12 protein-coding genes are annotated in these 12,203 nt (G+C 49.7%); 1 reads left to right on the forward strand and 11 read right to left on the reverse strand.

The features are described from left to right. Positions 1-8 precede the first annotated feature (8 nt). Together PaeBR_RS16275 and PaeBR_RS16280 are read right to left on the reverse strand one after the other, a co-directional pair. Entirely contained in the window at positions 9-869 is an 861-nt protein-coding gene (locus tag PaeBR_RS16275) for a DegV family protein (RefSeq protein WP_410511592.1), read from the reverse strand. A gap of 58 nt (positions 870-927) precedes the next feature. Next, entirely contained in the window at positions 928-2,703 is a 1,776-nt protein-coding gene (locus PaeBR_RS16280) for a DAK2 domain-containing protein (RefSeq protein WP_410511593.1), read from the reverse strand. Between the two features lie 191 nt (positions 2,704-2,894). Here PaeBR_RS16280 and rpmB point away from each other — a divergent pair, with 191 nt between their 5' ends. Then, entirely contained in the window at positions 2,895-3,083 is a 189-nt protein-coding gene (gene rpmB, locus PaeBR_RS16285) for a 50S ribosomal protein L28 (protein WP_036686205.1), read from the forward strand. Positions 3,084-3,186: 103 nt separating this feature from the next. Here the strand turns inward: rpmB and spoVM are convergent, their stop codons facing one another. The 9 genes from spoVM to def all read right to left on the reverse strand — a co-directional run bounded on the left by spoVM (position 3,187) and on the right by def (position 12,158). Further along, a complete protein-coding gene (gene spoVM / locus PaeBR_RS16290; RefSeq protein ID WP_020431362.1) occupies positions 3,187-3,267 on the reverse strand; it encodes a stage V sporulation protein SpoVM in 81 nt (26 codons plus the stop codon). A 272-nt stretch (positions 3,268-3,539) separates the two neighbouring features. After that, positions 3,540-4,205, reverse strand: a complete 666-nt coding sequence (gene rpe, locus PaeBR_RS16295) for a ribulose-phosphate 3-epimerase (protein ID WP_410511594.1) — start codon at positions 4,203-4,205, stop codon at positions 3,540-3,542. A 4-nt stretch (positions 4,206-4,209) separates the two neighbouring features. Further along, the gene (gene rsgA / locus PaeBR_RS16300) at positions 4,210-5,115 is read right to left on the reverse strand and encodes a ribosome small subunit-dependent GTPase A (protein WP_410511595.1); all 906 of its coding nucleotides are present in this window, start codon (positions 5,113-5,115) and stop codon (positions 4,210-4,212) included. Between the two features lie 44 nt (positions 5,116-5,159). After that, positions 5,160-7,331 (reverse strand): Stk1 family PASTA domain-containing Ser/Thr kinase, encoded by a 2,172-nt coding sequence (gene pknB, locus PaeBR_RS16305; RefSeq protein WP_410511596.1) that lies wholly within the window; start codon positions 7,329-7,331, stop codon positions 5,160-5,162. Further along, entirely contained in the window at positions 7,328-8,104 is a 777-nt protein-coding gene (locus PaeBR_RS16310) for a Stp1/IreP family PP2C-type Ser/Thr phosphatase (RefSeq protein WP_410511597.1), read from the reverse strand. Before PaeBR_RS16310 ends, pknB begins: the two co-directional genes overlap by 4 nt. Before the next feature lie 6 nt (positions 8,105-8,110). After that, positions 8,111-9,151: a 23S rRNA (adenine(2503)-C(2))-methyltransferase RlmN gene (gene rlmN, locus PaeBR_RS16315; protein WP_410511598.1), complete on the reverse strand. Its 1,041-nt coding sequence runs from the start codon at positions 9,149-9,151 to the stop codon at positions 8,111-8,113. Positions 9,152-9,301: 150 nt separating this feature from the next. Then, on the reverse strand, positions 9,302-10,720 hold the full coding sequence (rsmB, locus tag PaeBR_RS16320; RefSeq protein ID WP_410511599.1) for a 16S rRNA (cytosine(967)-C(5))-methyltransferase RsmB: 1,419 nt from the start codon (positions 10,718-10,720) through the stop codon (positions 9,302-9,304). Then, positions 10,717-11,667: a methionyl-tRNA formyltransferase gene (gene fmt / locus PaeBR_RS16325; protein WP_410511600.1), complete on the reverse strand. Its 951-nt coding sequence runs from the start codon at positions 11,665-11,667 to the stop codon at positions 10,717-10,719. The genes rsmB and fmt overlap by 4 nt, the downstream gene beginning before the upstream one ends. Before the next feature lie 5 nt (positions 11,668-11,672). After that, complete coding sequence (def, locus tag PaeBR_RS16330) at positions 11,673-12,158, reverse strand: peptide deformylase (RefSeq protein WP_410511601.1); 486 nt, start codon at positions 12,156-12,158, stop codon at positions 11,673-11,675. Between the last annotated feature and the right edge of the window lie 45 nt (positions 12,159-12,203).

The following is a 12,203-nucleotide window of genomic DNA, read 5'->3' on the forward strand; positions in this document are numbered from 1 at the left end:
ATCCCTCATTATGCGGGCCAAATGAAGACGGCTAACGTTCCGTTCCCGACATGGCTGCCTACTACAGGGCCGATGTTGGTCAGTACTTGCTCTTCCAGCGTGAAATGTTCCGCAAGCTCGTTCAGGAATTCCTTGCCGGATTCCGGCAACGCCGTATGACCCACCGCCACATTGATTTTATCCACGCCCTGCAAATCTCCCTTGAACAGCTCGATCATGCGGGCAACGGCCTTCTTGCGTCCTCTTACCTTCTCCACAGCATAAATAATACCTTCTGCGTCTATGGAAAGAATCGGCTTGATATTAAGTAATGTGCCCAGTATAGCTGAGGCTTTTCCAATTCTGCCGCCCTTTTGCAGATACTCAAGCGTATCTACCAGAAAGTACAGCTTACGGGAACGCCGCAGGTTCTCGACGGACTCCAGAATTTCCTGTGGTTCTTTGCCCTCTGCCGACAATCTGGCCGCATGAGTTACCATGAACCCGAAGCCGTAGGAAGCTGACAAGGAATCTACAACAGTTATCACTTCTCCTTCTTCCTCCAGCATGGACTTGGCCAACATAGCAGACTGGTATGTACCGCTAAGACCGGATGAGATATGAATTGAAAGAATCGGGCTGCCCGGGTAACGTTCCAAAATCGTACGGTACACATTCATATACTCAACCGGAGACGGCTGAGAAGTGGTCGGCAGTTGTGACGAACGGGGGAGACGCTCGTAGAACTGCTCCGGCGTCATATCCAAATTGTCCCGGTAAGCTTCTTCACCGAACATTAACGTCAACGGTACTACCTCAATGCCGAGTTCTTCCGCCATTGCAGGCGGTATATCGGAAGTACTATCGGTTACAATTACGGTACGATTCATGGGCTTCCTCCCCAAATTTTATTAAATCCAACGCTATAAAATTGAGATAAGTTCAGGCTTAAGGCTCCACGGAAAATAAATAGTAATACAGGGGCTGGCCGCCTTCATGGATCTCAACCTCTACGTCCGGATAAGTCTCCTTCAACCACTGGCTTAAAGCCTCCGTAACCGCTGCTTCTGCTTCTTCCCCTAACAGCACAGTGACAATTTCATCACCGTTCACGACCATGTTGGACAACAGGGACTCACTGGCAGACAGCAGATCATCAGCAGCGGCAACGATTTTTGAATTCGAGATTCCGATGTACTGCCCCGATTTAATCTCCAGTTCATCAAAGTTGGTATCACGTACGGCATGAGTGACCTGACCCGATTTAACCTGGGTAATCGCCTCCAGCATATTAGCGGAGTTGGCCTCCACAGCATCCTCTTCCTGGAAAGCAAAAGCAGCGGCAATACCCTGTGGAATACTCTTGCTTGGGATCACCGTTATGTCGCGTTCGCCTTCAAGAAGTTCCTTGGCCTGCTGTGCTGCCAGTACAATATTTGAATTGTTAGGCAGAATATAGACATGCTTCGCAGAAATCGAAGAGATCGCATTCACGAAATCCTCTGTACTGGGATTCATGGTCTGACCACCCGCAAGCACCACATCTACTCCAAGGCTTTTAAAAATATCTGCAATCCCCGCACCGGAAGAAACTGCTATGAAGCCATAAGGAGCCAGATCATCCGCCGGCGGTTCCGCCGGAGCTTGAACGCTGCGCTTCTCTTTCGGAATATCCGCGAACACATCCGGCATTGGAGCGATGTCCATACCAGCTGTAAGCAGGTCCCGATGCTGCTCACGCATGTTCAGAATGTGAATCTGTGTGATCTCACCATACTGTAAAGCCAGATTAAGCACTTCTCCCGGAGCTTTCGAGTGCACATGCACCTTAATCGTCTCGTCATCAGAAATTACGATGATAGAATCTCCATTTACTGATAACGCTTTCCTAAAAATTTCCTCATCAAAATCCGCCACAGCAGTGCCGCTCAATTGACGATTAATGAAAAATTCCATGTCATATAAAAATTCAATATCTTCCGTGGACAGCTGGGACTGTGCGGTAGTCTGCAATGCGGACAAGGCATGGTCTGGCTTGCCTAATCCTGCAACAGGCACTGGTGCCGTAACAGTTTGTCCTTGTTCAGGTACTGAAATACCGGATTTCCCGCTTATCAGGTAATGATGAAAGCCTTCGTAAATGTAGACAAGGCCTTGGCCTCCAGAGTCCACAACACCTACCTGCTTCAGGACAGGCAGAAGTTCTGGTGTATTGGCTAATGCTTCCTTGGCCTTTGCCAGCACTTCAGTCATCAGCTCTGTGACATCACTTGTCCGTCTTGCAAAATAGACAGCATGTCTTGCAGCTTCCTTGGCTACGGTAAGGATAGTACCTTCTACTGGCTTTACAACTGCTTTATAAGCGGTATCCACTCCGGTTTGCAATGCTGCCGCAAATTGCCCAGTACTCAGCTCTTCATGCTGTGCAGCGTACCGGCTAAAGCCTCTGAACAATTGAGACAAAATAACACCGGAGTTGCCCCGTGCACCCATTAAAAGACCCTTTGAAAGGACCCCTGCGCATTGGCCGATAGAGGATGTATTATTCTTTTTTAATTCGTTCGCACCTGCGGTCATGGTTAAATTCATATTGGTCCCGGTATCACCATCAGGAACCGGAAAGACATTTAAAGAATTAACGTGCTCAGCATGCTGCTGCAGCTTCTCCGCTCCTGTTAATACCATGGCGGTAAAGTCTGTTCCATTTATAGAACGCTTGCTCAATGAGAATTCCCCTTCCTAACTTCATGCCTAATCAACGCTTTCATTAACTGGACATAATGCACTAATTTCCATTGTACTATAAGAGTCTATAGAAATAAATGTTTTTGAATCGGTTGACGTAGCATTTTTTGCTATGATATTATATTTAAGTATTGTTTTATGCAGGTGTCAGTAACAAGGAGGTGTAATATATGTCCCGCAAATGTGCAGTAACAGGCAAGAAGCCGAGCAGCGGAAATCACGTTTCTCATGCGAACAACCGCAATCGTCGTTCTTGGGGAGTTAACGTTCAGAAGGTCCGTATCTTGGTAAACGGCAAACCGAAACGCGTATACGTCAGCACCCGTGCTTTGAAAGCCGGCAAAGTTGAACGCGTCTAGTTTTTAGAAATTTTACAGACCGACCGATATTTCTTATCAAGCAAAAAGCACCCTTTACAATTTGTAAGGTGCTTTTTTTCATGTTTTCTTTTGTGTTTGGGCCCTAGCTTTTCTGAAATGTGTTCAAAATCGCTTTAACAAACCCTCCCAAAAATCTCGGCAGCTTGAATGTGTAAAATTTCATAATTCACCCTCCCATCATTTCATGCCTTACGGTAGGAGACTTGCTCGGATGCACAAGCGGAACGGCACTGCAGTCCTCTCAGTTCCACAAGAAGAAACGGCTTCGCCGCCCGATTACGGACGACACCCGTTTCTCATAGAAATATAACAAAGGATAAGGCGCACCTTATACTTTCCTATATCTCAAAAAAAGGCTACATGAGATTTCTGCTCATGTAACCATATTTATGCTTAAGGCTCTTGTCCTATTACCTTTAGTCCTCTGATCGCCTTTTATCGGACGCTGACGTTTGCGGCGGCACGAATGGAAGCGATGGCTGCAGCACGGTCGCTCTTGCCGAATACCGCGTTTCCCGCCACTAATACATCCGCTCCCGCTTCCGTGACCAGCGGTGCCGTTGCTTCAGCAATGCCGCCGTCCACTTGAATGCGCAGCCCTGGATTAACCTCATTCGCCCACTGGCGGATTTGCCGGATTTTATGCAGAGTGCCCGGAATGAACGCCTGACCCCCGAAGCCGGGATTCACCGTCATCACCAGCACCATATACACATCCGCAAGCACCTCTTGTACCGCAGCAGCAGGAGTCCCGGGGTTAATGGCCACTCCGGCCATAAGTCCAAGTTCCTTGATCTGATGCACAACCCGATGGAGATGAACACATGCCTCCGTATGAACCGTAATTACAGCTGCGCCCGCGTTGGCAAAATCCGCAATATAATGTTCCGGCGATTCAATCATAAGATGAACATCGAGAGGCAAAGAGGTGTGGGCTGACACAGCTTTTACAATGGCTGGACCCAGCGTAATATTGGGCACAAAGTGTCCGTCCATTACATCGACATGGATCCAATCCGCACCGCAGGCTTCGGCTTCCGCCACCTCAGCGCCTAAAGCGGCGAAATCCGCCGATAACAAGGATGGGGCAATCATAATCATGAAATCAATACCTCCGCTTCTTGTCCTTCATTTCGTTAAAAAAAAGCTTGTAATGCGCATAACGGCTTTCGGCAATGACTCCGGCTTCCAACGCTTCAATTACGCGGCAGCCGGGCTCGTGCAAATGACTGCAGCCGCGAAATTTGCAATTCTCCGAATAAGGTACAAACTCCCGGAAGCAGGTGGACAGTTCTTCCACACCAAGCTCCAAAAAGTCCAGTTGGCTAAAGCCCGGAGTATCCGCTACAAAGCCGTTCTCTCCGATATCCATCAGCTCTACATGGCGCGTTGTATGTCGGCCTCTCCCCAGACGCAGGCTGATTTCACCTGTCTCCAGAAGGAGTCCGGGCACAATCCGGTTTAAGAGGGTGGATTTGCCCACCCCGGACTGACCGGAAAAAACACTGATTTTTCCACCCAGCCGTTTCCGCAGCTCATCGCTCCCTGAACCTGTCATTGAACTGGTTACCATCACTTCATAGCCAATGCGTTCATATAACTCTTTTACCTGGTTAGTAGCCTCCTGGTCATCTTCAGCCAGATCAAGCTTGGTTAGAACAATTAGCGTGTCGATTCCGGAATGCTCGATATGAACAAGAAATTTATCCAGTAAATTCAGATTCATATCAGGCTCGCGAACAGAGAATAGAAGTACTGCAAGACTCACATTGGCAACAGGCGGACGAATCAGTTCGGATATCCTTGGCAGAATTTCATTAACCATGCCCTCTCCGTTTTCGGTAAGAACATAGGTAACCCGGTCACCGACAAGCGGTGATACCCCTTTTTTCTTAAAGATGCCTCTTGCCCTGCACTGCACCGCTTCTTCCTCCGATGCAATGGACCCGCCCCGGTACGGTTTTACATAATAATATCCGCTTAAAGCCTTTGTAATTACTCCTTCAGGCATACATAGTGAGCCTTCCTCTCCTGAGTTTGCTATTCTATCTCATATTAGTCTCCATTATTATCTTTGGATTTACCCTTACCCTTATCCTTGCCATTATTTAGTGCACCCGTCTGGTTAACGTTGCTATTCCCATCAGTTCCGCCAGTGTCCGGATTATCAGGCGAAAGGGCCGGCTCCGCTGTCGGCTCCTCCGTTGCAGGCTGCTGGGTAGGCTCAGCCGTCGGTTCTAGTTGAGGCATTGGAACCGTATTGTTTTTGGCATCCATATAGGAAACCAGATAGGTTTCAAAAAACTCACCGTCACGATAAACCGACACCACCCCATCCTTATTCGGGGCCAATACCATTTTTACCGGCAATACCTGCGTATTTGCAATGGTGCGTGTTCCCCACTCCTGATTCTCACCATTGTTGCGGGCATCCGCAAATACAATCCGGATCTTTGTCTTCTTGCCATCCTGTGATGGCGCGACCGGCAGATTAAAAGTATAATCCAATGCTTCCGGCGGATAACCTGTACTTAAGTAGATGGTAATTTTGGTGCCTGGAGCGACGGGTGTACCCTTGTCATAAGGCCATTGCTTTGTTACTTTACCCTTCTCCACAGCAAAGCTGGCATCTTCCTTCACGTCCCCGAGCACAAGCTTGAATTCCTCCAGCTTCGCAGCGGCCTCATCCTGTGTCAGACCGGTAAGATCGGGCATATCGACACTTTCTTCTCCCTCACTGACGATAAGGGTAACCGAAGCCGTCTCCGGGTCAAATCCGCTTCCAGGTAGCGGGTCCTGGGTTATTATTTCTCCTGCGGGTGTGTCCGAGCTATTGCGATTATCCTGAATGATCCGGTTCTGTTCTACGCCTTGTGCCATCAAGACCTTGGTTGCTTCATCGAAAGTCATCCCGGTGAAATCATCTATTTTTGACAAAGGTTTAGCAATACTGACTGAAAGAACAATGCTTGAGCCTTTTTTCACCATTGTATCCTTAGGCTTGCTCTGATTGAAAACTACACCCTCTGGATAATCCGGGTTGTACTCCTTAATAAGCGGATCTTCTACAATAAGTCCAGCTTCGTCAAGCTTAAGCTTTGCATCCTCAAGCGGCAAGTTAATTACATACGGAACGGCAACCTCCGGAACATCCAGCATAGCTTTGACATACAAGACGACACTAAACATCGACGCTAGAAGCAGCAGGGTGACTCCAATCCAAAGCGCCGGGCGTACCCATTGCTTCTTTCCTTTGGCCACAGGATAATCGTCCACATCCCGCTTCATCCCTTCACCGCCTCCGTTACGGATACCGGAACCCCTCTGGATGGGCTTAATCGCTGGAATGATTCGTGTTTTATCTTCATCATAATCATCATGAAAACCAACCTTCGATTCACTGCGGCGTTCCGGCAGCAGACATGTTTCCAGGTCCTGCAGCATTTCTTTGGCCGAAACATATCGCTCATCGGGGTTTTTGCGCATGGATCTCAAAATTACATTTTCGACGCTTTGCGGAATAAGAGGATTTAATTTCTTCGGCTCCTCAAACTCCTCCTGAAGATGTTTCAACGCCACACTGATCGGACTTTCGCCCAAAAAAGGCAGGTTGCCCGTAAGCATCTGGTACAGAACAATTCCTAACGAATACAAATCCGATTTCTCGCCTGTCGATACGCCTTTGGCATGCTCCGGTGAGAAATAATGCACAGAACCGACAACGGAGCCGGTTTGGGTAATCGTAGTGGAGGTAACCGCCCGAGCAATCCCGAAATCCGTTACTTTCACCCGCCCATTACGTCCAATCATTATATTATGAGGTTTAATATCGCGATGAATAATCTGATTCTGATGGGCATGGTCAAGAGCATCACATATTTGAGAAGCGATACGCACGGATTCATCCACCTGCAGCGGAGCCCGCTCTTTTATAATTTCATTAAGATTCTTGCCTTCTACGTACTCCATAACGATATAATGGATCTCATCTTCCTGGCCGACATCGTAAATACTGACGACATTCGGATGAGACAGCGAGGCAGCAGATTGCGCCTCCCGCCGGAACCGGCGAATAAATTCCTCATCATGCACAAATTGACTGCGCAGAACTTTTATTGCAACGTTGCGGTTTAACAAAATATCATGGGCTCTATATACGAGCGCCATTCCGCCTCCGCCAATACGTTCGATGACTTGGTAACGGCCGCCCAATTCGTGACCGATCATAAGTCCCACCCCTTTGCTTCGGGCACAGAGGCCTCTTCTTGATGTTCTAACATAGCGACGCTAATATTATCGCCGCCGCCGGCCAGCAGTGCCAGCTGAAGTAATCGGTCTGCTCTTTCCTCAAGCGATATTTCCTGAATTCCCGCTACTTTGCCCAAATTCTCCGTGCTTACAAAATTGCTTAAGCCATCGCTGCACAAAAGCAGCACTTCCCCGGGATTCAAGGTTATGGGAGCCAGATCAACCGAGATTTGCGCATCCGTCCCGAGTGCTCTTGTAAGCACATTGCGGCGCGGATGGTTCTCAAGCTCCTCCTGGCTGATCTGGCCGTTCTTAAACAGCTCATTGACCAGCGTATGATCTTCGGTTAGCTGAAGTGCTGTACCGTCCTTCACTTTGTAAGCTCTGCTATCGCCGATGTGGCCGATATATCCGGCCGGTCCATTCAGCAGGACAGCAACGACAGTTGTACCCATATTGTGGTACTTCTCATCGCTGGAAGCCTCCTTGTAGACAGTATCATTAGCCTCCAGTATGGCGTCTGACAAAGCTTTACCCAATCCTTCATCAGAGATATCCGGCTGAAGACCCTCAAGCTTACGCCGAATGAAATTCAATGCGAGTCTGCTTGCGATGTCACCAGCCAAATGTCCGCCCATTCCGTCGGCGATAATGCCTAGGGTATACCCGTGGCGCGTCGCGCCGATCCAGACCGAATCCTCATTGACGGAACGTACCCGGCCAATGTCGCTGGCATGAACTGTTCTGATCAAATATCCTCACCCCAACTCCATGTGTTTAGCACGCAGCTGTCCGCATGCGGCTGCGATATCATGGCCCTGCTCACGGCGTATTGTAACATTCACTCCGTGATCTGCCAATATCCGTTGAAATTCAAAGATGTCACTGCGGGAAGTTCTAACATATTTACGTTCCGGCACGTGATTGACCGGAATCAGGTTGACGTGGCACAGCATGCTTTTCAGCACACCGGCCAGTTCCTCCGCATGCTCAGGCTGGTCATTCACACCACCAATCAACGCGTACTCGAAGCTAATGCGCCGGCCCGTCTTGGCCTGATAATAACGCAGAGATTCAATTACATCATCAAAAGGATAACGCCGGTTAACCGGCATGAGCTTGGAGCGCAGCGCATCGTTGGGAGCATGAATGGAGATCGCCAGATTAATCTGTGTATCCTCATCCGCGAATTTATAAATGCTTGGCACAATGCCGCTGGTCGATACCGTAATGTGACGTTGTCCGATGTTCAGACCCTTTTCGTGGATCATCAGGCGGAGAAATCTCATGGTTGCGTCATAATTCTCAAAGGGTTCCCCTGTACCCATGATAACAATACTGCTGACGCGTTCGCCCCGTTCGTCCAGAATTTGTTGGGATCTTACGACCTGAGCAACAATCTCTCCGGCTGTCAAATCACGCTTCAAGCCTCCGAGTGTAGAGGCACAGAACGTGCAGCCGATCCGGCAGCCAACCTGTGTAGTAACACATACACTGTTGCCATAGTTATGCTTCATGATTACTGTCTCGATCGCATGGTCATCATGCAGACCGAACAGGAATTTCACAGTACCATCCTTCGATTCCAGCTTCGTAATTTCCTTCAGCGCCGAAATGGAAAATTGTTGCTCCAGCTTCTCGCGCAGACCTTTGGACAAATTGCTCATCGCCTCAAAATCGTTCACCCGTTTCACATACAGCCAATCAAAAATCTGCCCGCCGCGAAAAGCCGGTTCTCCGTTGTCTTTGGCCCACTGCTGCAACTCTTCCAAGGAAAAATCATATATTAAAGGTTTCATTATAGTTTGCACCTGTTCTTTCATAAGGATATGCTTATTATTTCTCATTCTTTCTATTTTAACATAAAATTCAGAGACGGTAAAAGAAAAGCCCACCGGTAAGCCCGGCGGGCGGGGATGCTGCTAATAAACTTAGCAGATTTTTAAATGTTACAAACGCCGCTGCAGCCGGGCAATGTAGAACCCGTCACTGCCATAATGATGCGGCAAGATTTGAATACCTTCGCCTATGCCCAAAGCGGTGTCCTGAAGCCGGTCCCATAATGGGGACGTGAAGGTTATCGCTGTAAAGTCTGGACTCTGCTCCAAAAACGAGGACACGATATCCCCATTCTCTGCCTGTTCCGTTGTACATGTACTGTAGACCAGCACACCTCCCGGCTTAAGCAGCTTTGAGACCGATTCCAGCAGAACCCTCTGCAAAGCGGCGATACTGGCAACGTCCTCCGGTTCTTTACGCCACTTCAAATCAGGTTTTCGGCGGATCACTCCAAGACCGGAGCAAGGGGCATCGAGCAATATCCGGTCGAAAGATGAAGACTCGCACGTATTAACAAGATCCATTGCATCCCCGCTGCCTGTCACAATGCTCTCCAGTCCAAGACGCTGTGCCTGTTCGGAGATCAGCCTGGCTTTATGCTGATGCAAATCATTGGCAAAAATATAGCCCTCGTCTTTCATAAGCTCAGCCATATGGGCGGTTTTGCCGCCTGGAGCTGCGCAGCAATCGAGAACCCTCATTCCTGGCTCAGGAGCAACAGCTTCTGCTACAAGCATCGAGCTTTCATCCTGAATGGATAAGAAACCGTCTCTATACCAGGTGGAGAGAGCCAGATTCCCCCCGCCTCTGATCACAATTCCGTAAGGGCTGACTTCTGAAGCAGAGGCCTGAAGGCCCTGCTCCAGCATTTCATTAAGCAGCCGCTCCCTGCTGATCATCGTTGTATTGACCCGCACACTTACTGCAGGCGGTTCATTATTGGCGGCACAAATGGCTTCCGCCGTTTCTGCTCCGTATTCATCCATCCAGCGCTGCACCATCCACAGGGGGTGGGAATGCTGGATGGAAACTCGCTCAGACTCGCTCAGATCTTTAGGCAAGACCGGCAGTTCTCCGGCTCGAAGCACACTGCGGAGTACGCCATTCACCATCCCGGAGATTCCCTGATGGCCTCGTTTCTTCGATATATTAACCGCCTCATTAACAGCCGCATGCGAAGGAATGCGATCAAGGTACAGAATCTGGTACAGACTGAGCCTCAGCAGGCTTCGCACCCACGGCTGCAGCTTGGCAATACCTTTGGCAACAAATTTCTCCAGCACGTAATCAAGCGTATTCATTCTTGAGATTGTACCGTACACAAGCTCAGTGGCCAGTCCGGAGTCTTCCCGGCTCAGGCCTGCTTTTTGCAGGCTACTGTTAAGTAAGAGATTGCTGTAAGCTCCTTGTTCATCTACCCGTACCAGGACATCCAGTGCAACCTCTCTGGCCGAACCCATAGCAGCCTTGTTGTTACGGCCCCTGGCTTTGTTCCGGCCATTGCCATTGCCGTTACCGCCCGCGCTCACACCAGCACCGTTCCGGGCTTCATAGTTCCCCCACGGGCGAAGTCAGCGGCGCTCATGGCTTTTTTGCCCGCAGGCTGAACTGAAGTCAGCAGCAGACTTCCATCTCCGGTCTTTACTTCAACGCCGTGTTCATTTACCGTCAGCACCGTTCCGGGTTCTGCCGAAGACTCCTTATTCCGAGAGCTGCTGGCCGCGGAGGGGTTTGCAGCCGCCCAAACCTTAAACGTCTCTCCATTCCACTCGGTAAAGACACCGGAAAAAGGTACTAATCCGCGTATACGGTTGTAAATGTCGCGTGATGACGCATTCCAATCAATCCGCTCATCTTCCCGTTTAAGGTTAGGCGCATACGTAGCTTCGCTGTCATTCTGCGGTGTTGCCGGGACAGGACCTGCCAGCAAGCGCGGCATTTCCGCCTTGAGCAAATCCCGGCCGGCCAAGCTTAGTTTCCCGAACAGCGTTCCCGCTGTATCGTCTTCTTCAATGGACACTTCCACGCGAGAGATCATATCTCCTGTATCCAGACCTTCCGCCATATACATCAGTGTAACGCCCGTCACTGTCTCTCCATTGATCACCGAACGTTGAATCGGCGCCCCGCCGCGGTATTTCGGGAGCAGCGACCCATGCACATTCACACAGCCGCGCGCAGGCAAATCCAGCACTGCTTTGGGCAAAATCTGCCCGTAGGCAGCTGTGACAATCAATTCCGGCTCATAGGCGGCCAGCTCATCTATAGCTTCCTGACGGCGGAGCCGCTCCGGCTGCAGCACCGGCAGACCCAGGGACAAAGCCGCTTCCTTGACAGGTGATGGCGTCAGGGTCTTCTTTCTGCCTTGCGGCCGGTCGGGCTGGGTGAGAACCGCAACGACGTTATAACCTTCTTCCACCAGCATTTGCAGACTAGGCACGGCAAAGGCAGGGGTACCCATGAACACAATCTTCATCTTGTTCACTCCTCAGTCACGTTTCGGTCCGGTTTCATCTCGTATACCTTCTCGGCAATATCTGTAAAAAGCACTCCGTTAAGATGGTCTATCTCATGCTGAAAAGCCCGTGCAAGCAGACCGCTGCCGGTAATCGTAATTTCTTTGCCTTCCCGGTCCAGACCACGCACAGTTACCGTCTCAGACCGTCGCACATCCCCGTTCAGTCCCGGAATGCTCAAGCATCCCTCAGGCCCAAACTGTTCGCCTTCCGATTGGGTGATTTCGGGATTGATCATTTTGATCAGCCCATGCTCTTCGTCCGCATCGACAACGATAAGCCGCTTCAGGATACCCACTTGCGGTGCAGCGAGTCCGACCCCTTCAGCGTCATACATCGTATCAGCCATATCATCAAGCAATTTTTTAACATTAGGGGTTACTACCACTACTTCCTTTGCCCTTTTATGAAGAACCTCATCCGGCTCCAGTACTATCAACCGTATCGCCATATCGCCAACACCTTCCTTGTTCTGAACAATAGTTCCTTAGTATTT

Source organism: Paenibacillus sp. BR2-3, assembly GCF_046529485.1.
GTDB lineage: Bacteria > Bacillota > Bacilli > Paenibacillales > Paenibacillaceae > Paenibacillus_AQ.